The 24,351-nt window shown below is 68.5% G+C and carries 16 protein-coding genes; 10 read left to right on the top strand and 6 right to left on the bottom strand.

Translation table 11 applies throughout. The features are described from left to right. Positions 1 to 386 precede the first annotated feature (386 nt). The 4 genes from MRBLWH10_RS15095 (at position 387) to MRBLWH10_RS15080 (ending at position 8,498) form a co-directional block, all read left to right on the top strand. Positions 387 to 1,907, top strand: a complete 1,521-nt coding sequence (locus MRBLWH10_RS15095; protein WP_341940534.1) for a SpaH/EbpB family LPXTG-anchored major pilin — start codon at positions 387 to 389, stop codon at positions 1,905 to 1,907. Positions 1,908 to 1,990: 83 nt separating this feature from the next. Next, entirely contained in the window at positions 1,991 to 3,082 is a 1,092-nt protein-coding gene (locus MRBLWH10_RS15090) for a class C sortase (RefSeq protein ID WP_341940533.1), read from the top strand. A 29-nt stretch (positions 3,083 to 3,111) separates the two neighbouring features. Continuing rightward, positions 3,112 to 6,597, top strand: coding sequence for a SpaA isopeptide-forming pilin-related protein (locus MRBLWH10_RS15085; RefSeq protein ID WP_341940532.1), 3,486 nt, complete (start codon positions 3,112 to 3,114; stop codon positions 6,595 to 6,597). Between the two features lie 203 nt (positions 6,598 to 6,800). Continuing rightward, positions 6,801 to 8,498 (top strand): sigma-70 family RNA polymerase sigma factor, encoded by a 1,698-nt coding sequence (locus tag MRBLWH10_RS15080; protein WP_341940531.1) that lies wholly within the window; start codon positions 6,801 to 6,803, stop codon positions 8,496 to 8,498. A 285-nt stretch (positions 8,499 to 8,783) separates the two neighbouring features. Here MRBLWH10_RS15080 and MRBLWH10_RS15075 read toward each other — a convergent pair whose 3' ends face one another. The 3 genes from MRBLWH10_RS15075 to MRBLWH10_RS15065 all read right to left on the bottom strand — a co-directional run bounded on the left by MRBLWH10_RS15075 (position 8,784) and on the right by MRBLWH10_RS15065 (position 15,429). Then, positions 8,784 to 12,194: a PKD domain-containing protein gene (locus tag MRBLWH10_RS15075; RefSeq protein ID WP_341940530.1), complete on the bottom strand. Its 3,411-nt coding sequence runs from the start codon at positions 12,192 to 12,194 to the stop codon at positions 8,784 to 8,786. A gap of 469 nt (positions 12,195 to 12,663) precedes the next feature. Beyond that, the gene (locus tag MRBLWH10_RS15070) at positions 12,664 to 13,671 is read right to left on the bottom strand and encodes a LacI family DNA-binding transcriptional regulator (protein WP_105673202.1); all 1,008 of its coding nucleotides are present in this window, start codon (positions 13,669 to 13,671) and stop codon (positions 12,664 to 12,666) included. Positions 13,672 to 13,767: 96 nt separating this feature from the next. Further along, entirely contained in the window at positions 13,768 to 15,429 is a 1,662-nt protein-coding gene (locus MRBLWH10_RS15065; RefSeq protein ID WP_341940529.1) for a glycoside hydrolase family 13 protein, read from the bottom strand. A gap of 241 nt (positions 15,430 to 15,670) precedes the next feature. Between MRBLWH10_RS15065 and MRBLWH10_RS15060 the strand changes: the two genes are divergently transcribed. Next, on the top strand, positions 15,671 to 16,099 hold the full coding sequence (locus MRBLWH10_RS15060) for a DUF1761 domain-containing protein (protein WP_105673204.1): 429 nt from the start codon (positions 15,671 to 15,673) through the stop codon (positions 16,097 to 16,099). 184 nt (positions 16,100 to 16,283) lie between these two features. Continuing rightward, positions 16,284 to 17,549, top strand: coding sequence for a hypothetical protein (locus MRBLWH10_RS15055; RefSeq protein ID WP_341940528.1), 1,266 nt, complete (start codon positions 16,284 to 16,286; stop codon positions 17,547 to 17,549). 172 nt (positions 17,550 to 17,721) lie between these two features. Here MRBLWH10_RS15055 and purQ read toward each other — a convergent pair whose 3' ends face one another. The 3 genes from purQ to MRBLWH10_RS15040 form a co-directional block, all read right to left on the bottom strand. Continuing rightward, positions 17,722 to 18,429, bottom strand: coding sequence for a phosphoribosylformylglycinamidine synthase subunit PurQ (gene purQ, locus MRBLWH10_RS15050; protein ID WP_105673206.1), 708 nt, complete (start codon positions 18,427 to 18,429; stop codon positions 17,722 to 17,724). Then, the gene (gene purS, locus MRBLWH10_RS15045; RefSeq protein WP_105673207.1) at positions 18,426 to 18,674 is read right to left on the bottom strand and encodes a phosphoribosylformylglycinamidine synthase subunit PurS; all 249 of its coding nucleotides are present in this window, start codon (positions 18,672 to 18,674) and stop codon (positions 18,426 to 18,428) included. The genes purQ and purS overlap by 4 nt, the downstream gene beginning before the upstream one ends. A 197-nt stretch (positions 18,675 to 18,871) precedes the next feature. Further along, positions 18,872 to 19,396, bottom strand: coding sequence for an adenine phosphoribosyltransferase (locus MRBLWH10_RS15040; RefSeq protein WP_223587248.1), 525 nt, complete (start codon positions 19,394 to 19,396; stop codon positions 18,872 to 18,874). Positions 19,397 to 19,674: 278 nt separating this feature from the next. Between MRBLWH10_RS15040 and MRBLWH10_RS15035 the strand changes: the two genes are divergently transcribed. The 4 genes from MRBLWH10_RS15035 to MRBLWH10_RS15020 all read left to right on the top strand — a co-directional run bounded on the left by MRBLWH10_RS15035 (position 19,675) and on the right by MRBLWH10_RS15020 (position 24,340). Then, the gene (locus MRBLWH10_RS15035) at positions 19,675 to 20,946 is read left to right on the top strand and encodes an extracellular solute-binding protein (RefSeq protein WP_105673209.1); all 1,272 of its coding nucleotides are present in this window, start codon (positions 19,675 to 19,677) and stop codon (positions 20,944 to 20,946) included. A gap of 111 nt (positions 20,947 to 21,057) precedes the next feature. Next, entirely contained in the window at positions 21,058 to 22,002 is a 945-nt protein-coding gene (locus MRBLWH10_RS15030) for a sugar ABC transporter permease (protein ID WP_105673210.1), read from the top strand. Beyond that, positions 21,999 to 22,922 (top strand): carbohydrate ABC transporter permease, encoded by a 924-nt coding sequence (locus MRBLWH10_RS15025; protein ID WP_341940527.1) that lies wholly within the window; start codon positions 21,999 to 22,001, stop codon positions 22,920 to 22,922. Before MRBLWH10_RS15030 ends, MRBLWH10_RS15025 begins: the two co-directional genes overlap by 4 nt. A gap of 5 nt (positions 22,923 to 22,927) precedes the next feature. After that, positions 22,928 to 24,340 (top strand): GH1 family beta-glucosidase, encoded by a 1,413-nt coding sequence (locus MRBLWH10_RS15020; protein ID WP_341940526.1) that lies wholly within the window; start codon positions 22,928 to 22,930, stop codon positions 24,338 to 24,340. The last annotated feature ends 11 nt before the right edge of the window (positions 24,341 to 24,351 follow it).

Genomic DNA, 24,351 nt, shown 5'->3' with positions numbered 1-24,351 from the left:
GCCCGGTGCCTCCGATACGGAGGCGCCGGGCCCTTCTGCTGCCGTCGAGTGCAGGGCATACGCGATCTCGCGAGGAGAAGACGAAGAAGAGCGACCGGGATCCGTCCAGGGGAGACTGACCCGGACCCCGGTCGCTCGGGGCGCCCCAGCGCCCGGAGGGCGTGTAGCCGGGGAGAGGAACACGCCTACTCCACACGATCCGCTCCCGCGGAGATCGTGACGTGGTTGACGAAGCAAATCCGGAAGTTCTCTGACGACGATGAAAACGGAGAAGTCGCGTCACGATCTCTTCCACTCGGTATCCGGTACGGCGAAGAGGTTCATTGCGCGCTCATGACGCAAGGGCCGTGAAGGGCCGAACGGCCAACAGGGAGGGAGAGGTTCAGGTGACTGAACGAAACAACACACGTCGTGCGTTGGCGCTTCTGGGAGCGACCGCACTCGGACTGGGGGCGCTGCTCAGCGCAGGCACAGCCGCCTACGCTGCGCCCCAGGACTACGGCAACATCGACCCGAGCCGCACCGGCTCGCTGACCGTGCACAAGTACCTGCACCAGAACGGCACCGTCGAGGGAGACATCAGCCAGGCGCCTGCCGCTGGCGACTTCACGGATCCGGTCGCCGATGTCGTCTTCACCGCGTACCCGCTGCTGCTGAACGGCACGCCGCTGGACCTGAACGTGGCGTCGAACTGGGATGGGCTGAACGCGATCACCCCCGGCACGGCATGCACCGCGCCGGCGGGGTACACCCTCGGCGCGCCGGTGGCCCTTCCGGCGACCGACGCCCAGGGAACCGCCACCGTGTCGCTCCCCATCGGCGCGTACCAGGTCTGCGAGACCTCCGCACCGGCGCAGATCGTCGACCGCGCCATCCCGTTCATCCTCACCGTCCCCATGCCCTATCAGAGCGGATGGGTGTACGACGTGCACGCGTACCCGAAGAACGGCGAAGGCACGATCGAGAAGACCGTCGACCCGCAGCAGGACACGGGCCTCGGCTCCGTCATCCGCTTCCCGGTGACCGTGCCGGTGCCGACCATGCAGCAGGCATGGACGGGCTTCGCCATCCGCGACACGCTCGACACCCGACTAGAGCCCGTCGCTGCGGCCGATGTTGTCGTCACCGCAGACGGCGTGGCGCTCGACCCGTCGTTCTACACGATCGATGTCGTGGGCCAGCAGGTCACGATGAACTTCACCGCGGCGGGCATCGCCTGGCTCAACGAGGGTCCCAATGCTCACGTGGGCTCGGAGATCCAGGTCATCTTCGCCGGGAAGGTCGTCTCGGTCGGCGACGGGACGATCACCAACCAGGCTGAACTGTGGCCGAACAACCCCGGATTCGACCCGGCAGGTCAGCCGCCGCTGCCGTCCAACGAGGTCAAGACCTATTGGGGCAGCCTCGAGGTGCAGAAGCGCGTCGCGGGCACGACCGGCGCCCAGGGCACGCTGAACGGCGCGGTCTTCGAGGTGTACAACGCGGTCGACCCGTACGCGGCCGACTGCTCCACGGCGCAGCCGACCGGATCGGCGATCACCGTCAGCGGCCAGACCGAGTTCACCTCGGCGGGCACCGGTCTGATCTCGATCGCCGGGCTGTTCGTCAGCGACAGCGTGAACCCCGCGATCGACGCCCAGCAGCGCTGCTACGTGCTCAAGGAGATCGCGGCACCGGCAGGATTCGTCCTGCCGGCCGACCCGTTCACCGCGGTCGCCGTGAAGATCGGAACCACGACGCCGGCGGACAACGTCGAGATCGAGAACACCCAGCAGACGGTGCCCTCGCTCCCGATGACCGGTGCCGCAGGCCAGGTCATCCTCATCACCGCGGGGATCGGCGCTCTCGGCGTGGCCATCGGCCTGCTCCTGCTGAAGCACCGTCGCCGCTCTGAGGCGAAGAACTAGTCAGCGGACCTCCGGGTCGGGTGGATATCCGCCCGACCCGGAGAACCGTCGATCACACGAACCATCCGGGGAGGAATGGGGAGATGACCATAGTCGAAGACGCGGGGAGCGTCGCGCTGCAGGATGACGGCGGGGCTCTCGACGCCTTTCCTGACGTGAGACGCAGGTGGAAGCCGGGCTGGCTCACGCTGTGCATCGCCATGCTCGCCCTCGGCGGCGTGGTCGCGGGACTGTACCCGATGACGGCGGCCTGGGTCTCCTCATACAACCAGTCGCGGGTGCTCGTGAGCTACGAGTCCGAGGTCCGCGATGTCAAGCCCGACGCGAGCGAGCAGTTGCGAGAGGCTCGCGCGTACAATGACGCGCTGAGCGCCGGTGTGCAGCTCAACAAGAACGCGAACGTCCCCGTCGGCGATGGTGCACTCGACGGGGGAGAGTTCGACTACGACTCCATCCTCAGTGCGAACGCCGAAGGTCTCATGGCACGAGTCAAGATCCCTGCCATCGACGTCGATCTCCCTGTCTTCCACGGCACGAGCGATGCGGTGCTCAGCCGTGGTGCGGGTCATCTGGAGGGCTCGCACTTCCCGATCGGCGGAGAGGGCACCCGCTCGGTCATCACCGCGCACCGGGGACTGGCGAACGCCACGATGTTCACCGACCTCGACAAGGTGGTCGTGGGCGACCGCATCATCGTCGAGACGTTCGGCAAGACGCTCACATATCGCGTGCGCGACATCACGATCATCGAGCCGCAGGAGAACAGCACCATCCGTGCGGAGGCCGGCTCCGACCTCCTCACCCTGATCACCTGCACGCCACTGGGCATCAACACGCATCGCATCGTCGTCACGGCGGAGAGGATCACTCCGACGCCGGAGCACGACATCCGGAACGCGGGTGAGGCCCCGTCCATTCCCGGGTTCCCATGGTGGGCGGTCTGGGGCGGGCTCGGTCTCGTGCTCATCGCCGCCTACGTGATCTGGCAGGGCTACGTCGACGCTCGCCAGGCGAAGGCCCGGAGGACGACCCCAGAGGGCGACATGGCCAGCGAGCATGGCGTCGACGAGGACCAGCCCGCGGGTGGATCTACCCGACCGCCGTACCGCAGGCGCGGAGTGAGACGCGGGACAGCAGAGACGACACAGATTTTCGAGCCGGAGGGGCGAGAGTGATGTTGAGCAGGAAAATGATGAGGAAGAGGATGACGCGGCGTCGCGCCCTCGTCCGGAGTGCGATCTCGGCGTTCTCGGTGATGATGATCGTCGCCCTGGCGGCGCTCGGCGGGCAAACGTCGTCGGCGCAGGCTGCGATCGTGGCGTACGAGTTCACGGGCGCCTGGGAGAACCCGCCGGCGACGGTCACCTCGGGGTCCAGCAGCCTGTCGGCCGTGTGGCGGTTCGACATCAACGACGACAGCCCCGCGCCGTCGAACGCTCCCGTCGACAACAATGTGGTGACCTTCGTCGCCCAGAACGCGACCTTCACGCGGCTGCCCGACATCTGTCTCACGAGCGGTGTGACACCGGCATCCAGCGTGTCGGCCGACGGCAAGACGCTCGTCTGCAACATCGGGACGCGGAATCTCGGCACGGCGCAGGTCGCCTTCACCGGCCTCGTCCCTGTGGGGAACAGCGGCGACAAGGTCACGGTCACCGGATCGTTCCTCGGCAAGACGGCGACGCTGCCCGAGATCCCCATCGACAACAAGTTCGTGATGGACGCGAAGTTCGATGGCGGTGCGAAGAGCACGCAGTCGGGCACGCAGCAGCTCCTGTCGTTCGGCTGGTCGCTCAGTCATTCGACGGGCTCTCTTCCCGGCCCGTCATCGGTGAGCTACGACCTGACCCTCTCCGCGTCCAACGGCGAGACGATCTCGCTCGACGGCACGGGGTGTGCGCCGATCGACACCACGTACATGGGGTTCCCTTACTCGGATGCGACCCATGCTGCGTCCCAGACGACGCGCTTCCCCACCTGCAGCCTCACGTCGCTCGGCGCGGGGAAGTACCGGATGACGCTGTCCAACTTGAACTACTCCGGTCCGTTCCCTACAACGGACAGCACGGGTGCGGCGCTTCCGCCGGGGATGGACGTGATCGCGTCGGGTGTCGTCAAGTTCAAATTCACCTACTCAAGTCCGGGCACTTTCAACCTGAGCGCGACGGCGCCGACCTATGTCGCCGCGGGTAACCCGGCTGTGACGTCGGTCGACAGCGCGGCGAACAACACGAACAAGATGGCATACACCCGCGGTGTATGGACGCACGGCTTCGTCTCCATCGGGGCTCTGTCACAGGGCACGGTGTGGACTGACACGTACCGGACGTATGCCGGGGCGACGGTCACGTCGAACGCGGGAGTCGCGGCGAAGGTGGGCAACGCGATGTGCATCGCTCTCGACACGAAGTACGTGACTTTCAACTCGGCGTACATGAATGACCCCGATCCGAGCACACCGGTGACTGGTGTCACCTACTGGTACTACACCGGCACGGCAGGCGGCCTGCTCGATCCGGCGAGCGCGAGCTACAATCCCAACGCCTGGACGGGCTGCGGCAGCGACGCACCGGCGCTCAACGGATGGACGACGACTCTTCCGGCGAACCTGACGACGGTGAAGGCCGTCATGGTCGTACAGACGCAGTCGATGATCGATCAGGGCCTCACCTCCTCTGGCGGCCTCATCAGCCTGCGCGTGGACCAGACCATCAAGGCGTCCACTCCCGTCGGGATGGACGTCTGGTCCTGGGGCTCCTACAAGCTCGACGGCACCTGGAACTCCCCGAACCGATCCCTGAACGTCGCCGACAAGCCCGCGTCCGGCACGGCCACTCCCGGCGCGCGCTACCCCTATGCGGCGGCCGGTCGCGACGTGCTACGGATCATCGGGTCGACGCCGCTCCTCGAGAAGGAGGTCGTGCAGAAGGAGGCGGGTCCTGGTTCCGTGGTCGACTACGTGCTGCGGTACGGGCTCTACTCGCCGGCCGGCACAGGTAATCCCGCGCAGGTCGTCGTCGTTGACACCCTTCCCATCGGTCTCGACTACGTGGCGGGGAGCTCCACGCTCACACCCGTCGTCTCCGGCACGCCAGCCACAGGAGTGACGCTGACGTGGACGATCCCGAATGTCACGGTGAACAAGTCGCCGCTCGACGTGATCACGTTCAAGGCCTCGGTCCCCGCCTCGGCGACCCCAGGGGCCACCTACACGAACAGCGCCACGGCGACCAGCCAGGGCCTCAGCGCGACGGCATCCGCACAGTTCGTCGTGCCGAAGGCCGGATACACGACGCTCACCAAGACGGCCGCCAGTGCGTCGGTGCCCTCGGTGAACGGCGTGGCCTCTGACTCGTGGACGGTCGAGATGAAGTCCTTCGACCCGGTCGCGGCGGCGAAGACGGATGTCGTCGACATCCTTCCCTACAACGGCGACGGTCGCGGCACGCTGTTCAACGGTACCTATGCGCTGAGTGGACCGGTGACCGCGGTCGCCGGCGCCACGGTGTACTACACGACGGCCGCTCCGGCGACGCTCAACGAGGATCCCAAGGACCCGAGCAACGGCGGCTTCGCCACGGTGACCGGCAACACGGTCGGGTGGACGACCACCTTCACCGCGTCGGCGACCGCGGTGCGCGTGATCGGCCCGTCGCTCGCCTACGGCGCCACGCAGAGCTTCACGGTGCCGGTTGTCACGACGGGCAGCGAGGGCAGCGACACGTTCGTCAACCTCGCGGTCGGACGTTCCTCCGACACTCAGCTGAGGATGCGCACGTCCGCGGCCTTCGCGGTCACGCCGAATCCGGCGGTCACGCTCAAGAAGTACGTACAGGATGCCGCAGGCGCCTGGCACGACGCCCAGGACGCGAGCGACTTTCCGGTGTTCACGGTGGAGGACAGCCCTCGATACCGGATCGTCGTGACGAACATCGGCAACGTGGACCTCTCTGACCTGCCGCTGACCGATGACAAGGCCGACCTCGCTCAGCTCTTCGACGACGGCCAGCTCTCGCATTCGGTCCCGCTCGCCACCGACGGCGCCGGCGGTCTCACCATCCCCTCCCTCCCCGTCGGCGGCGAGGCGGTCGTCGAGTACGACCTCCCGCTGCAGGGTCTGGTGGGTGAGTCCGAGACGCTCGTGAACACGGCCTGCGTCGCCCCGGGAACCGGAACGACTCTGCCGGCGGAGGTCTGCGACCCGGCCGGAGTGAGGACTCTCTCGAGCCTGTCCTGGAACAAGATCGGGCCGCATCTGACGACGGACTTCCTCGCAGGGTCGGAGTGGGCACTGGTCGAGGTCGAGTCCGATGGCGGTGCACCGGTCGCCGGTGCCGTGGAGTCGACGGTCGTCGACTGCGTCGCGGCATCCGATGCGGACTGCACGGGCGCGGATCGTGACAGCCGCACCGGGCGGTTCAGGGTGACCGCACTCGAAGACGGCTGGTACCGGCTCACCGAGACGAAGGCGCCCGCAGGCTATGCGCTCCTCTCGGCGCCGCTCTTCGTGTACGTCGACGGCACCGCGGTCGCGGGGGGCGCGGGGATCGTGAATCAGCTCACCGAGGTCCCGCAGATCCCGCTCACGGGCGGCGTCGGGTCGTTCTCGTTCTGGGTGGCGGCGGTGGCGATGACGGTGATCGCCGTCGGCGGCATCGCATGGCAGCGCAGGCGGGCGCGTCGAGTCTGACGAGGCTACGAGAAGGGCTGAACCGGCCGGGCGGGTGCCAGAGCGCACCGCCCGGCCGCTCGTCATGGGTCACGCCGATCAAGGTCAGGGGAGAATGAGTACCGGTATACTAAGTGCAGCGGTTCGGGGGTTCGCCCTCAGTGACCTCTCATCGGCGGTTGTTCGGGCAACGTGCGAGACGCTCTGCGACGGGGAGGTCGGGGATGACAGGTGAGGGCGCGGTCGTCGACTCAGACGATCATCTCGTGGAGCTGGTGCGATCAGGAGACTCGCGCGCCTACGGCGAACTCTGGAAGCGCCATGCAGGGCCGGCGTTCTCCGTCGCCAGGACCTTCGTGTCCCTCGACGCGGAGGACATCGTCTCCGAGGCGTTCGCCAGGGTGCTGCGCGCCATCAGGGCGGGCGGCGGGCCGACCTCGGGATTTCGTCCGTATCTGATCATGGCGGTCCGCAACGTCGGGCGGCGTTGGTACAACCGCGACACCTCGGTGAACATCTCCGAGCTTGAGTACGTCGTGGACCCCGATGCGAAAGAGGGGGAGCTCGAGGCGGTTGCCGAGTTCGAGGGTGGAGCCGCCCTCGCCGCGTTCAAGGAGCTGCCCAAGAGGTGGCAGGAGGTCCTCTGGTACAGCGAGGTCGACGAGCTGAAGCCGCGGGAGATCAGCGTGCTCCTCGGTCTTGCCCCCAATGCGGTATCGGCGCTGATCGTCCGGGCGAAGCGGGGCCTGCGCGATGCGTGGATCAGCGCCCAGCTGACGAGTGCGAGCACGCCGGACTGCCGGGCGGCTCTCAAGGACATGGGCGCGTATACGCGCGGTGCGCTCTCCGCGCGAGCGACAGCCTCTCTCGATCGCCATCTGGCCACCTGTGCGACCTGTCCCAGCGCGCTGACGGAGGCGAAGAACCTCGCCACCCTCGCGCTCACCGTGGTGCCCGCTGTCGCCGGCACCGCAGGGGCGGCGGGCTACGTCGCCGCCACTCAGGCGCCGCCTATGTCGGCGGCGCTGGCCTCGGCGGAGGGAGCGATCGCTCCATCTGCCACGACGCCTGATGTGAAGGATGAGGACCGCAAGAGGCGACCGTGGCTCGTCTTCCTCATCTGGGCCCTTGTGGCGGTGATGATCGCGGGAGCCGTCTATCTCGGCGTGCGCACGTTCACCGGAGCGGGCGTCGATGGCGAGATCGGTGAGAGCGCCGGGCCGGCGGAGGTTGCATCGGACGACCCGCCCTCTCCCTCGCCCTCGGCCACGCCCTCACCCACGGCGTCACAGACGCCCTCGCCATCGCCGTCATCCTTCGGTTCCCCTTCGGCGATCCCGAGCCCTCCGCAGCGTGGAACGAACCCGCCGGCTCCCGTGGTTCCCATCGCCCCTGCTCCGCCTGCGCCCACTGCCGGGCTCACGCAATTCGACGGACGCATGTACCCATGGGTGGCAGGCGTCGACGCCGTGCCCGGCGCACGCGTCGAGGTGATGAGCGGCGGGACGGTCATCGCCTCGGCGACCGCGAGAAGCGATGGCTCATGGAAGGCTCACCTCGTCGGAGAGTCCCCGGGTGGCTACTCGGTCGCGGCCCGGCAGACAGCGAACGGCGTGCAGTCGCCGACCGGCGCCTCGCTCTCCTACACCGTTTCGCAGGCGCCGACGCCAACGGATCCGGCATCCGGAGCGACTGTCGTGGCAGCGCGTTTCCACTTCGGATTGGCAGACGTCCCCGGAACCGTCCTGCAGCGAGAGATCGTCGGAGCCACACCTGTGCAGACCATCCGAGTGCCGTCGAGCGGCGTCTGGAACGAGTATCTCGCTGTCAACCCCGGCACCTATGAGATGCGACTTCGCTACGCGAATCCCGCAACAGGCGACTACGGTCCTTGGATGAGCAGGAGCTTCACCGCCGAGTAGGCCCGCGTTACGCGGCCTCGAGAGATAGGAGGGGGCGACACGGCGACGTGTCGCCCCCTCCCCCCGGGCGTGAAGGCCGGTGATGTGCACTGGCGGGGACAGCCTGTGCGGTATCCGATCGGGGAATCGGGCTCGGGGTTTGGCCCCTTACAGAGAACAAGATCACGGCAGAACGAGAACGTGACGCGATCTCGCGAAAGTTCCCTCTTCCGTCGCTCGGTGGAGTGTGGACAGCGCCGAGCGACGGCGAGTCGATGGGCAACGATGCTCGAATCGAGAGGGCGCTCATCCGTTGTCGGCCACACGGAAACCGTCGACGGTGACGACCCCTGTGCTTGTGGCCGAGCCGGCTCGGCTTCCGTGCACTCCCACGGCGCCGGCCGTGAGGATCCCCTTCGCGTCGGTCGCCTCGATCTGCCATGCCGAAGGCTCGGGCGTACCCTGCCTCCAGATCTTCGCGGAGATCTTCGTCGAGGTGTCTCCCGACACGTCGACCTTCAGGGTGAACACGTCGCTCGCGCCCCGGGTCAGCCCAGGCACCAGATAGCTGGAGAGCACTGTCGAGCCGCGCTGGATCACCAGCGACACCGTCCCGTTGGCGTTCAGCCAGGCTCGCGTCGTGTAGCCGTCGGTCGCGCTCGACCGGGCGATCAGCCCGACATACGTCGAACCCGTCGCCGGGACTGCATCGAGGCTGAAGTCGGCCAAGAGGGTCACGTTCTTTGCCGACACCGCGTTCAGGGTCAGATTGCGAGTGCTGCCCGCGCCGAGTGTGAGCCTGCCAACGCCGTCAGAGACGGATGCCGCGGATGCCGCGCCGCCTGTCAGCGTCCACGCGCCGCCGATGTCGGCGGTGCCCCAGCCAGAGGCGCCGGTGCGCTCGAACGCGTCGCGTGCGATCGACGGCGTCTCCGCGACCACGATATCGGCGGTCTTGACGGCCTCACCGCCGCGGTCATCTGTCACGGTGAGCGTGATCGTGTAGGTGCCGGCCGTCGCGTACGAGTGGGTCGCCGTCGCGCCGACTCCCGCGGCACCGCCGTCGCCCCAATCCCAGGCGTACGAAGAGATCGACCCGTCAGAGTCGACGGATGCGGATGCGTCGACGGATACCGACAACTCCGAGGCGGTCGCCACGAAGTCGGCGGTCGGGAGAACGTTCGCTGCAGTGACCGTCACCTGCTTGCTCAGGCTCCCGGTCAGCCCTCGGCTGTCGGTGAGGGTCAGAGTGACCGTGTAGGAGCCTGAGACGGCATAGACGTGGGTCGCAGTCGGGAGCCCGGTTCCGGTCGTGCCGTCCCCGAAGTCCCACGCGGCGTTGACGATCTTCTGCCCGGCGTCGACGAACGTCGCCTCGCCGCTGAACGTCATCTCCGGCCCGGCGGTCGTCGTCGTCCACGACGCCTGCGGGGCCTTGAAGCCCATGCCTGCGGCGTAGTGCTGCGTCACCTGCGCAGCGCTCAGCGTCGTCGGGTAGGCCGCGAACTCGTCGAGACTCCCGGCGAATGCAGCGGACGTCGGAGGGGTGGGCCACGACGCGAGACTGCCGTCCCAGCCGAGCCGCCAGTACCCGCTGTAGTTCTTCTGCGCGGCGGTGATCGCCTCGTCTTGGGCCGCGACCTTTCCATCGACGTAGAGCACCGTGCCCTTCAGCCCCATGGACACGACGACATGATGCCACTTGCCGTCGTTGTACGCCGCTGTGCTGGCAAGCGTCCCTCGCTCACTGCCCGGATACACCCCGAAACGAAGCCGTCCGTTGTTCTGCATGTAGAGGTTGCGATCGCTGGAGCTCGAGGTTCCCGTCTGCGACGAGCCGTAGCCGAAGAGCTTCCCTCCCTTGGTGGTGGTCGTCTTGAACCAGACCTCCGCGGAGAAGTTGTCGTCGCCCTTCGCCGGCGTCGCAGAGGAGACGCGACCGCTCGTCGTGCCGTTGAAGACGGAGGCCGCCGGAGTCGTCCCCGCCACAGCTCCTGCTGTCGTGGTCGTGACGCCGGTGCCGAACGGAAGCGCGGCGCCGCTGATGTAGTCGGTCTTCGCGTTGCCGAGCGGGAAGTAGGCGTCAGCGCCGTCACGTCGCACGATCTTCGCATAGGTCGACGTGTCGGCGTTCGTCGCCGTGACCGTGACGGGAAGACTCAGCGCGGAGTTCCCATCGGCATCCACGGCTCGGACGGTGTACGTGTAGGTAGAGCCCGCGACCGCGGTCGGATCGTCGAGCGTCACCGTGCCCTTGTCCCACCAGACGGACGTGGCGACGGTCTGTGCGACGGGCTCGGCCGTGCCCGAACGCATCAGCTGATAGGTGAGATCGCGGTTGTCGCGATCCCAGTTCGTCTCGATCGAGACCCGGACCGGAACATCGGACCAGACTTTCGGCGTAGCCCAGGCCGCGTCCTTCCGGTACGGGCCCTGAGCGGCCCCGCCCGCCGGTTTCGTCGAGAAGCGCACGATGCCCTGATAGCGCTTGTTGTTCACGCTGGTGAACTCGCCTGCAACCGCGACGTAGTCGCCCGAGCCCGTGATCGACAGCCCCGCCTGGCCGAGGCCGGTGGCGGTCCCGACGGCGAAGTCGGGTGTGACGGCATACGCCGAAGGGGAAGGGGTGCCACTCCAGTCGGAGTAGGTGCCGCTGAGGAACTGGCTTCGAGAGAGCGTGCCCTCCGCGGAGGGGGTGAACGCGGTGAAGTAGCGCCACGTCCGCGGGCTCTGCTCGGGCCAGAGATTCGCGCTCTCGCAGGTGTGCGTGTGATTCGTCGTGTAGACGGTCTTGCCCGTCGAGTAGACCCCGTAGCTGTCTCCGTGGCAATCGGCCACCCAGCGGATCGCGCCGCTGCCCACCTCGGCTGCGAAGACGCCTTCGAGGTTTCCTCGCACCTCGGGCTTGTCTCCCATCGACCAGCCGGTGCCGTACACCGTCGTGGCATCGGCAGTGAGGCCGAAGATCCCCGAGTAGCCGGTCGTGTTCACGCTCATCGGCGTGGAGTTCTTCACCGTCTTGGGGGCAGCCCATGCGGTGTCGGTCCCGCCGGTGACAGGGTCGAGCGCGACGAGACCGCGCTGGATCGAGCCGTTGACGCTGTCGAAACGCCCGCCGGCGAGCACACGTTGCCCGCCGGGTTCGATGATCATCGTGTCCACCTGCCGGTCACTGGTGGGTGCCCACGGACGCAGCGCGGCATTCGTCGTCGCGAAAGCCGAGAAGTTCTTGCGCGCCACGCCGTTGGCCTGCGTGAACAAGCCTCCGACGTAGACGCTGTCGGTCGTCGCCGCGATGGCGTAGACGCCAGTACCGCCGACCGCCGGCGCGAACCCGGGGACGAGTTCGCCCGTCTTGGCGTCGAGCGCCGCGAAGTTGTATCGCGTCGCGCCGTTGACCTGCGTGAACGTGCCGCCGATGTAGAGACGGCTGCCGTCAGGCGAGGCCGCAACGGCCTTGATCACTCCGTTCACCTGCGGCGCGAACGGCAGCAGGCCCCCGGTGGTGATGTCGTAGGCCAGAATGTTGCTGCGCGGTGTGAGGTTCGTGCCGGGATCAGCCAGTGGTGCCCTGGCGTTCGAGAAGCTGCCCCCCGCATAGACCACGTTCCCGATAGTCGCCTGCGCCCACACGTACCCGGAGTCGATCTGCACGGTCGGCAGCGGATCGGATGTCACCACGTCGGACGTGCGTTCCAGCAGCGGCGCCTTCGGCATCGTCACCTCAGCCGTGGCGGATGTCGGAACCGACGCCAACGCGGACGCCGCCAAGATCGCCCCGACGATGATGGCCAGCCCTTGTCGGACGCGAACGGCTCGACGGCTCACGCGGCCGGTCGAAGACAGCGGATCAGTGCTTCTTCGCGCACTCCAATGAAGCTTCACGAAACCCCCCAGATTTCATTCCCCACGCATGCGAATCCCCACGAGACGCACAGTCATCCTAGCCGAGGACACGCTCACGCCCACCTTCCGGGGTCGCCGCGCGGGCTCTTCGACGCTGCGGAGAGCGAGATTCGAACTTTCGCGTCATGGACGCGCGCCACGTGTATCTGTTAAGCGGGTGACTATGCGGAGGGCTAGTCATCTGCTGGAATCCAGCGCTGTCCCCGCTGGGGTGGGGGACAGCTGTGGGGCTGCGCGTCGGGGGGAGCGCAGCCCCACCATTCCCCTTCCTTCGCACAGGCTAGAGCAGGCGCGCGGTCGTACCGCGGACGTTCAGCTCGTACGGCAGCGCGACGGGCGCGCGGGTGGCGCCGTCGGCGGCGAGCTTGGCGAGCACGGCATCCGCCGCCCTCTCGCCCTGGCCCAGCGGGAACTGGTCGACCGTCGTCAGGCGGAAGAACTCGCCGAGTTCGTGGCCGTCGATGCCGACGATCGAGAGGTCCTCCGGCACGCCGAACCCGAGGTCGCGCGCGGCGAGGATCGCGCCGATCGCCATCTCGTCGGATGCCGCGAACACCGCGGTCGGACGAGGACCAGGCCGGCCGAGCAGCTGCTTGGCCGCGCGGTATCCGCCCTCGACGGTGAAGTCGGCGGGTTCGAGGAACGCCGGGTTGAGCGGGATGCCGGCCTTCGCCAGCGCCTTCTCGAAGCCGAGGCGCCGGTTGGTCGGGATGTGGAAGTCGATGTCGAACTCGGGGTTCGCGCCGATGTGCGCGATGTCGCGGTGGCCGAGGCCGATCAGGTGCTCGGTGGCGAGCTGCGCGACGGCGACGTCGTCGACCGTGAGGGTGTCGAGCTTCGGGTTCGGACCGCCGATCGCGATGACGGGCAGGCCGAGGTCGAGCAGGTACTGGGTCTCGTCGTCGTCGAGCTCGATCGAGACGGCGATGACGGCATCCACCCGCTGGCGGCGCAGGAACGTGTCGAACACGTGGCGACGCACGTCCTTGTCGGCGGTGATGTTGTACAGCGTGATGTCGTAGCCCTCGCGCATCAGCGCCGCGGAGACGCCGGAGAGCACGGTGCTGAAGAACCACCGGTCGAGGAACGGCACGATCACGCCGATGTTGCGGGTGCGTCCGGACGCCAGGCTGGAGGCTCGCGACGACACCACGTAGCCCAGGGCGGATGCCGCCTCCTGCACCCGCAGGCGCGCGGACTCGGAGACGTGCCCGCGGCCGCTCAGCGCGCGCGACACGGTCGCCGTCGAGACCCCGGCGAGCCGGGCGACCTCATCGATGCTCGCCATGGGTGTTCCTTTCGGGGTTCCTCGTTCCGGTCGCGGACCCGGTCGTGATCTGACGGTGCAGAGGACCTGGTTCGCGACCGGAACGGGGGAGTCGGCTCAGGCCGTGGTGTACCAGACGGCCGTGTCGACCGGGAGGGCGTCGCCCGTGAAGGGCTGGCTCTTCAGGACCACGGCGGCGCCGGCGGGCAGGGGCAGCGGCGCAGTGCCGAGGTTGGCGAGCACGTGGACGTCGCCGCGGCGGAAGGCCACGGCATCCTTCCCCGCGTCCTCCCACACCAGCGAGCCGGAGCCGAAGCCGTGCTCACGGCGCGCGGCGAGCAGCTCCTTGTACAGCGACAGGGTCGAGACGGGATCGCCCTCCTCGGTGTCGCGCGCGTAGCTCGCCCAGTCGGCCGGCTGCGGCAGCCACGAGAGGCCGGTGTCGTTGAAGCCGAACGCCGGAGCATCCGCCTCCCACGGCAGCGGCACGCGGCATCCGTCGCGTCCATAGCGCTCGCCGTCGGTCCGGAACCACGTCGGGTCCTGACGGAACTCGTCGGGGATCTCCATCGCCTCGGGCAGACCCAGCTCCTCGCCCTGGTACAGGTACGCCGAACCGGGCAGGGCGAGCATCAGCGTGGTCGCCGCGCGGGCGCGGGCCAGGCCGATCTTCGTGTCGGGCTTGTGCGGGGTGTTCGGGCCGATGCCCTCGCCCTGCGGGTTGTCGGCCGTCAGCGCGAGGCGCGAGGCGTGCCGCACGACGTCGTGGTTGGAGAGCACCCAGGTGCTGGGGGCTCCGACGGCGCCGAAGTCGTCGAGCGACTCGCGGATGACGTCGCCGAGAGCCTTCGCGTCCCACGGGGTCATCAGGTACGGGAAGTTGAACGTCTGGTGCATCTCGTCGGGGCGCACCCAGAGAGCGGTCTGCTTCAGCGTCGGCATCCACGCCTCACCGCACAGCGCCCGGTCGCCGTCGTACTCGGCGAGCACCCTGTGCCAGTCGCGGTAGATGTCGTGCACGCCGTCCTGACCCCAGTACGGCACGTCCGATTCGCCGCCGCCCATCGAGTCGGCGTCTGCGGGGGGCGTGTAGTCGGGCAGCCCCTCGGCCTTGATCATGCCGTGCGCCACGTCGACCCGGAAGCCGTCGACGCCGCGGTCGAGCCAGAAGCGCAGGATGGAGCGGAACTCCTCGCGGACCTCTTCGTTGGTCCAGTCGAAGTCGGGCTGCGTGGCGTCGAAGATGTGCAGGTACCACTGGCCTGGCGTGCCGTCGGGCTCGGTGATGCGCTCCCACATGCCGCCGCCGAACACGGACTCCCAGTTGTTCGGGGGGAGCTCGCCGTTCTCGCCCTTGCCGTCGCGGAAGATGTAGCGGGCGCGCTCGGGGCTGCCGGGGGCCGCCTTCAGGGCCTCCTGGAACCAGACGTGCTGGTCGGAGGAGTGGTTCGGGACGAGGTCGACGACGACGCGGATGCCGCGGGAGTGGGCCTGCGCGAGCATCTCATCGAAGTCGGCGAGAGTGCCGAACAGCGGGTCGACGTCGCGGTAGTCGGCCACGTCGTAGCCGGCGTCGCGCTGCGGGCTCGTCATGAACGGGCTCAGCCAGATCGCGTCGACGCCGAGCTCCCTGAGGGAGTCGAGGCGGCTCGTGATGCCGGGCAGGTCGCCGATGCCGTCGCCGGAGGCGTCCGCGAAGGAGCGGGGGTAGATCTGGTAGATGACTGCGCTGCGCCACCACTCGGAACCGGGGGCTGCGATCTGCTCAAGCTGTGCCATGGGATCAGGCTAGTGCAAACGCTTACATTCTCGCCAGAGCAGGAATCGAATCGGTTCGACGGGGGGTTCTCCGCCGCGGGTCAGGGGCTTGTTGCATCCGTGTGGGCGGAGTGGAGGCGGGATCGCGCAGGCGGGACGGCGTCGCGGGATCGTGCAGGCGTGTCCCACCGTCGGCGAGGCGACCCGCGGCCAGGGGGATGCCGGGGAGTAGTGTGGCGGCATCCGACGAGTGGAGGCTGTCATGGTTCCCGAGATCAACTACTGGGCCGTCCTTCTGGCGACCGCGTCGAGCATGCTCGTCGGGTCGATCTGGTACGCGCCGAAGGTGTTCGGCACGCGGTGGTCGAAGCTGGCGAACGTCGACATGGACCGCCCCGGATCGAGCGCGACGATGGCGATCATCACGACCGTGATCGTGAGCTTCATCACGGCGTGGGTGCTGGCCGGAGCATCCGCCATCGCCTGGCACTTCTACGGAGGATTGTTCTTCTGGGGCGCGATCATCACCGCGGTCACGCTGTGGGCCGGATTCACCGCCGCGCGCTTCATCACCCACGACGCGTTCGAGGGGCGCCCGACCGCGCTGACCACCATGAACATTGCGCACGAACTCGTGACCGTGGTGGTCATGGCCGTGCTGATCGGCGTGTGGCCGCCCGCACTCGGCTAGTCCGCGGAGAACTGATCGCGATGGCGTCTCCTCGGTCGCGGCGTCGGCATTCGACGAACGGACAGGGGATGCTGGACCTTCGCCGCTACCCCGTTGTCAACCAGCATGCCAGGATTCTGAACACGACCTCCTGGTCGTCCGCGCGTCCGCGCCCGTGGACCGCGGCTGAGTCCGAGAGGTCTCCATGCCGGGTTCTCCGCGTCGTTCCGCGCTGTGGGCCGTCGTCGCCGCGCTCGTCGTCGCGGCTGCGGTCGGGGGAGCGGCGCCGGCAGCATCCGCCGTCGTCACGATGCACGACCCTTCGGCGGCCGACGTGACCCCGCTCGACCCCGCGCTGTCGGTCGCGCGGGCCTACGAGTTCCTCGATGCGCGCGTCGACGAGTTCTGCGACGGCGACGGACACTGCCTGCCCCGCAGCTACCAGGGCGGGTTCTTCACCACCCCGAGCTGGGACTTCACGCCGTCGTTCGTGTATGACGACGCCCTGGTCGTGATCGCATACACCGCCCGAGGGCTGCCCGACGACCTCCGCCGCGCGCGGACGATCGGCGACACGCTGCTCTTCGTGCAGGCGAACGACCCCATCGGCGACGGCCGCGTCAGGACCTCCTACGAACCGCACGGGATCCGACAGGGGCGGGTGGAGATCACCGGGCCCGGAACCTTCACCGGCAACGAGGCCTGGGTCGGGATGGCCCTCGCTCGGCTCTTCCACGCGACCGGGGACCAGCGGTACCTCGACGGGGCGCTGCGGATCGGCGGGTGGATCCAGACGAACACGGCCGACATGACCAGAGCCCCCTACGGGTACACGGGAGGGCAGACGGATGCCGGCGCCTCCCTGACCTGGAAGTCGACGGAGCACAACGCCGACGTGGCGGGCTTCTTCACCCAGCTGGCGCAGCTCACCGGCGACGCGGTGTGGGCCGACAGGGCGGCCGTCGCATCCGGATTCGTCGCCGCGATGCAGGGGCAGGACGGACACGTCGACACCGGCACCCTTCTCGACGGCTCCACCGTCAACACGCATCCGATACCGCTCGACGCGCAGACCTGGAGCTCGCTCGCCACGGGAGACAGCCGCTACGGAGCGGCGCTGGACTGGACCCTCACGAACCTCATGGCGACCGACGGTCCGTACCAGGGGCCCTCGATCAGCGACGTCGACGTCTCGAAGGTGTGGTTCGAGGGTGCCGGTCACCTGGCGCTGTCGCTCCGGCTCCGCGCCGGCGCAGGAGACGCCGATCGCGCGGAGAGTCTGCTGAGCAGCATCCGCCTGGCGCAGCGCGACGCCCCGAACGGCGACGGCAAGGGCATCGTCGCCACCTCGAGCGACGGCCTGGACTCCGGGTTCGGCGACCTCTACTACGCGAGCCTGCACACGGGGACGACGGCGTGGTACCTGCTCGCGGCCGCGGGCGACGATCCCTTCCGCCTCCCTGCCGACTGACCGGGGGCTCCGCCGACTGAGCGGGCTCCGCCGACTGACCGGGCCCCGCCGACTGAGCGGGCTCCGCCGACTGGCCGGGTCCCGCCGACGAGCAGCCTCCCGACCTACTGACCGGGCCCCGCAACGACGAAGACGGATGCCGCAGCTGCGGCATCCGTCTTCGGAATGCTGATCAGGCGGCGACGCGCGCGACCGCGGCGATCGCGCTCGCGAAGAAGCCGACGCCGTCGACGCCGGAGCGCATGGCGGCCGCCGTGTCGGGGCCGAAGCCGGGCTCGGTGGCGTGCTCGGGGTGCGGCATGAGCCCCACGACGTTGCCGGCTTCGTTCGTGAGGCCGGCGATGTCGCGGAGAGATCCGTTCGGGTTCACGCCCGCGTAGCGGAAGGCGACGAGGCCCTCGCCCTCGAGGCGGTCGAGCGTCTCCTCGTCGGCGATGTAGCCGCCGTCGGCGTTCTTCAGCGGGATGACGATCTCCTGACCCGTGCGGAACGTGTTCGTCCACGCGGTGTCGGAGTTCTCGACCGTGAGCCGCTGGTCACGGCGCACGAAGTGCTGGTGGTCGTTGCGGATCAGGCCGCCGGGCAGCAGGTGCGCCTCGACGAGCATCTGGAATCCGTTGCAGATGCCGAGGATCGGCATGCCCTTGGCCGCAGCATCCTTGACCTCCGACATGATCGGCGAGAGCGCGGCGATGGCGCCTGCACGCAGGTAGTCGCCGTAGCTGAAGCCGCCGGGGAGGACGAGCGCGTCGACGCCGTCGAGATCGTGCGAGCCGTGCCAGAGGGCGACGGGCTCGGCGCCGGCGATGCGGACGGCGCGCTGCGCGTCGCGATCGTCGAGCGAACCGGGGAAGGTGACGACCCCGATGCGGACGGTCACTCGGCGACCTCGATGCCGACGACGTCTTCGATCACGGAGTTGGAGAGCACCTCGTCCGCGATGCGTCGGGCCTCGGCGAGGACCTCGTCGGTGACCTCGCCCTCGACGGTGAGCTCGAAGCGCTTGCCGATGCGAACGGCGGTGAAGCCCTCGACGCCCAGGCGGGTGAATGCTCCGGACACGGCCTTCCCCTGCGGGTCGAGCAGTTCGGGCTTGGGCATGACGTCGACGACGATGGTGGGCATGACGGCTCCGGAAGTCGTGGGAGGACGGGCGGTTTCAGTCTACCGGCTCGCGCGCACCGCCTTTTCGCGGGCCCCCGCCGACCTCACGCGATGTCGCCGAGGGAACGGGATATCGCCGAATGGACGGGATGCTGACGCGAGGATGCCGTGCACTCGGCGAGTGCACGCGACGTCGACGCCGCTGGGTGGAGGGCGGGTCAGGCGTGGAAGACGGTGTGCAGGTCGCCGATGGCCTCGCGGCCGCCGAGCCCGTCGATCTCGAACAGCACCGAGATGCCGATGACGTGGCTGCCCAGGCGCTCGACCAGTTCGCGGCCCGCCGCGAGGGTGCCGCCGGTGGCGAGCACGTCGTCGATGAGCAGCACGCGCGACCCCGCGGGGAGGTCGTCGTGCATCTCGATCGTCGCGGTGCCGTACTCGAGGGCGTAGTCGACGGATGCCGCTGGGCGAGGGAGCTTGCCGGCCTTGCGGATCGGGATGAGCCCCACTCCGGCCGCGATCGCCGCGGCCCCGGCCAGGATGAACCCGCGCGCCTCGATGCCGGCGACGACGTCGAACTGTCCAGCGAAGGGCTCGATGATCGCCTCGGTCGTCACGCGCAGCGCCTCGGCGTCGGCCAGGAGGGGCGTGATGTCGCGGAAGACGATGCCGGGCTCCGGATAGTCCGGGATGGAGCGGATCAGTGCTTCTGCACGGGTGAGGGCGGGGGAGAGTTCGGGCACCGGTCAAGGCTACTCGGCGTGCCGGCATCCGCCGGCATCCGCCGGAACCGCCGGCATCCGCCGGCATCCGCCGGAATCCGGATGCTGGCCCGAGATGCGGATGACGGCGGGGGAAAGGACCGGATCTCGGGCGAGTGACCGGCTCTCGGAGGCACCGGTCCGCGCTTGACACTCGTGGGAGCGCTCCCATAGAGTGCTCAGAAGTTCGTGGGAGCGCTCCCACGAACGGATCACCCCGCACCACGAACATCCCCACCACGCACACAAAGGAGTGCCCCGTGAATACGCATGCACGCAGACTGACGACGGTCGCCGCCGTCGCCTCCGTCTCCGCCCTCGCTCTCGCCGGCTGCGCCGGAGGCGCCGCCGAGTCCGGCGGATCCGGCGGCGAGATCACCCTCACCGTCGCGACCTTCAACGACTTCGGCTACACCGACGAGCTCCTCCAGGAGTACATGGACGAGCACCCGAACGTGAAGATCGTGCACAACAGGGCCGCGACCAGCAACGAGGCCCGCGAGAACTACTTCCAGAAGCTCGGCAAGAAGGGCCTCGCCGACATCGAGGCCATCGAGGTCGACTGGCTGCCGGAGGTCATGAAGTACTCCGACCTGCTCGCACCCGTCGACGACGGCCTCAAGGACCGCTGGCTGGACTGGAAGACCGCGGCAGCCACCGACAAGGACGGCAACCTCATCGGCTACGGCACCGACATCGGCCCGGAGGGCGTCTGCTACCGCAGCGACCTGTTCGCCGCCGCGGGGCTCCCCACCGACCGCGACGAGGTCGCCAAGCTCCTCGAGGGCGACTGGGCGCGCTACTTCGAGGTCGGCCAGCAGTACACCGACGCCACCGGCAAGGCCTTCTTCGACTCGGCCGGCGGCACCTACCAGGGCATGATCAACCAGGTCGAGGCGGCCTACGAGGACCCGAAGTCGGGCGACATCATCGCCACCGACAACGACGAGGTCAAGGACATCTACGACCAGGTGCTCACGGCATCCGCCACCCAGTCCGCGCACCTCGGCCAGTGGTCGGACGACTGGATGGCGGGGCTCGCCAACGGCTCCTTCGCGACCATGCTCTGCCCCGGATGGATGCTCGGCGTCATCGAGGGCAACGCCAAGGACGTCACCGGCTGGGACATCGCCAACGTCTTCCCCGGCGGCGGTGGCAACTGGGGCGGGTCGTACCTGACCGTCCCCGCGAACGGCGCCAACGTCAAGGCCGCGCAGGAGCTCGCCGACTGGCTGACCGCACCCGAGCAGCAGATCAAGGCGTTCTCGAACGCGGGCACCTTCCCGAGCCAGAACGACGCGCTCACGGATGACGCGCTGCTCGGCGCCACCAACGCGTTCTTCAACGACGCCCCGACCGGTCAGATCCTCTCGGAGCGCGCACAGGCCGTCACGGTCGCCCCGTTCAAGGGCGCCTTCTACTTCCAGATCAACGACGCGATGCAGAAGGCCCTGACCCGTGTCGAGGAGGGCACGCAGGATGCCGATGCGTCCTGGACCCAGTGGACCGAAGAGGTCAAGGCGCTGAAGTAGCCGGACTCCCGGGTCGTCGAGCGGGCGCGTGTCGTCTGCTGCGCTCGCTCGACGACCCGCGGGGAGACTGCCCCCGCCCGACGGCCCGGACCCCACGACTGAGGACTCGACATGACCACCACTGCACCGCCGAGGCGATTCGGCTTCGGGTCAGCGCGGCTCTCGCGCTGGGACCTGAGGCTCTCGCCCTACCTCTACATCTCCCCGTTCTTCATCCTGTTCCTGATCGTCGGGCTGTTCCCGATCGCCTACACCGCCGTGATCTCGTTCATGGACTGGGATCAGGTGCGCGGCACCGGAACCTGGATCGGCTTCGAGCAGTACGCCTATGTGCTCGGCCAGCCGAAGTTCTGGATCGCGCTGCGCAACACGTTCAGCATCTTCGTGCTGTCGAGCGTCCCGCAGCTCATCGCCGCGGTGTTCATCGCCGCGATGCTCGACCGCAACATCCGGGCCAAGACCTTCTGGCGCATGGGCGTGCTGGTGCCCTACGTGATGGCGCCGGTCGCCGTGGCCCTCATCTTCTCGAATCTCTTCGGCGACAAGTACGGTCTGGTGAACAGCCTGCTGGAGGGCATCGGCCTCGGCCCCGTGCCGTGGCACTCGAACGCCTTCGCGAGCCACATCGCCATCGCGACGATGGTGAACTTCCGCTGGACGGGCTACAACACCCTCATCCTTCTCGCCGCGATGCAGGCCGTCCCGCGCGACTACTACGAGGCCGCGACGGTCGACGGGGCCGGCGCCGTGCGCCAGTTCTTCGCGATCACGCTGCCGAGTCTCCGGCCGACCCTGATCTTCGTGATCATCACCTCCACGATCGGCGGGCTGCAGATCTTCGACGAACCGCGCATGTACGACCAGTACGGCACCGGCGGCGCAGACAGCCAGTGGCTGACGATCACCCTGTACCTCTACAACATCGGCTGGGGCGAGTGGAACTTCGGCAGGGCCTCGGCGCTCGCCTGGATCCTGTTCCTCATCGTGCTCGTCATCGGCGCGATCAACCTGCTCATCACCCGCGCCCTGGTGCGCAGCGAGGGGAAGCGCTCATGACCGTGATCGACAGGACGGATGCCGCCGCCGGCGACGCCGCAGACGACCGGGCGCCCGTGTCGCCGAGGAGAGGAGCCGGTCGCACCCGCCGCATCCGCGGCTCCCGACCGGGGTGGTTCGTGTACGGGGCCCTCGGGGTGGTGCTGCTGAGCAGCCTCTTCCCCTTCTACTGGTCCTTCCTCATCGGCTCGGGCGACGCGTACACGCTGCGCGACCCGAACCGCTCCTGGATCCCCGGGGGCAACTTCATCCAGAACGCCCTGGAGGTCGTGAACGACCCGGCCGTGAACTTCTGGCGCGCGCTGTGGAACTCGATCTACACGTCCGCCCTGATCGCGGCATCCGTCGTGTTCTTCTCCACGCTCGCGGGCTGGGCGTTCGCGAAGCTGAAGTTCAAGGGCCGCGGCTGGCTGCTCGCCTTCGTCGTCGGGACCATGGCCGTGCCGACGCAGCTCGGCGTGGTGCCGCTGTACGTGCTGTTCAGCGAGCTCGGCTGGACCGGCACTCCCGGAGCGATCATCGTTCCCGCTCTCACCAGCGCATTCGGCGTCTTCTGGATGACCCAGTACCTCACCCAGGCCGTGCCGGACGAGCTCATCGAGGCGGCGCGCATGGACGGCGCCTCCTCGTTCCGGACGTTCCTGACCATCGGGGTGCCGGCCGCCCGTCCCGCTGCGGCCATGCTCGCGCTGTTCACGTTCGTGTCGGCGTGGAACAACTTCTTCTGGCCGTTCATCGTGCTCGACCGGCAGGACCCGACCCTGCCCGTCGCGCTCTCCCTGCTCCAGTCGAACCACTTCGTCGACTACTCGATCGTGCTCGCCGGAGTGCTGCTCTCGACCATCCCGCTCCTGCTGCTCTTCGTGTTCGCGGGTCGGCAGCTGGTCAGTGGCATCATGGCGGGCGCGGTGAAAGGATGACCCCTATGACCCGCCCCTTCCCTCAGGAGTTCCTGTTCGGCGCCGCCACTGCGGCCTATCAGATCGAGGGCGCCGCCTTCGAGGACGGCCGCACGGCCTCGATCTGGGATGCGTTCGCGCGCGTGCCCGGCGCGGTGATCAACGGCGACGACGGCGACGTCGCGTGCGACCACTACCACCGCTACCCGCAGGACGTCGCGCTGATGAAGGAGCTCGGGCTGCAGACGTACCGCTTCTCCACGTCGTGGTCGCGGGTCAGGCCAGACGGCGGCGCGGTCAACGAGAAGGGCGTCGACTTCTACAGTCGGCTGGTCGATGAACTGCTGGATGCCGACATCGTGCCCTGGCTCACGCTGTACCACTGGGACATGCCGCAGGCGCTGGAGGCGCAGGGCGGCTGGACCAGCCGCGACACCGTCGACCGCTTCCTGGAGTACGCGGGCACCATGCACGACGCGCTCGGTGACCGGGTGCGGTACTGGACGACGCTCAACGAGCCGTGGTGCTCGTCGTTCCTGTCGTACACGGCCGGCATCCACGCCCCAGGGCGGATGGATGTCGGAGACGGCATGCTCGCCGCGCACCATCTGCTGCTCGCCCACGGGAAGACCGTGCAGGAGCTGCGCTCGCGCGACTCCTCCCTCGACCTCGGTGTCACGCTGAACCTCACGGTGGCCGATCCGGCCGACCCCGATGCCCCCGGCGATGTCGACGCCGCCCGCCGCATCGACGGGCAGTTCAACCGCTGGTTCCTCGAACCGATCTTCCGCGGCGCCTACCCCGCCGACGTCATCCGCGACTTCCGCACCGTCGACTCCTCGGCTGTGGCCCGGTGGGAGCAGGCCGTGCAGCCGGGCGACATGGAGGCGATCTCGTCTCCGCTCGACGCGTTCGGCGTGAACTACTACCACGGCGAGCTGCTCGCCGGCACCGCCCCGGCCGAGGAGCCGCCGGCGGGAGACGCCCCGACCGAGCGGGCCGTCGCCTCCCCGTTCCCCTCGCACGAGGGCATCCACTGGGTCGAGCGCGGGCTGCCCCGGACGGGCATGGGCTGGGAGGTGCAGCCCGAGGGCCTGACGCGTCTGCTGCAGCGGGTCGGGTCGGAGTACGCCCCCGGCATCCCGCTGTACGTCACGGAGAACGGCGCCGCCTACGACGACGTCCGCGAGGGCGACACGGTGCCGGATGCCGATCGCACCGCGTTCCTCGTCGCGCACGTCTCGGCGGTGCGCGACGCGATCGATGCGGGCGTCGACGTGCGCGGCTACTTCTACTGGTCCCTGCTCGACAACTACGAGTGGGCGTGGGGGTACGAGAAGCGCTTCGGCATCGTGCGGGTCGAGTACGACACCCAGGAGCGCGTCGTCAAGGACTCCGGCCTCCAGTACGCTCGGATCATCGCAGCGCGCGCCGTCTGAGGCTGCCGCCG

Source organism: Microbacterium sp. LWH10-1.2 (assembly GCF_038397765.1).
In the GTDB taxonomy this organism is placed as follows: Bacteria; Actinomycetota; Actinomycetes; order Actinomycetales; family Microbacteriaceae; genus Microbacterium; species Microbacterium natoriense.
The sequence above is the reverse complement of the archived record's forward strand: the minus strand, read 5'-3'. Positions and strand labels throughout refer to the sequence as shown.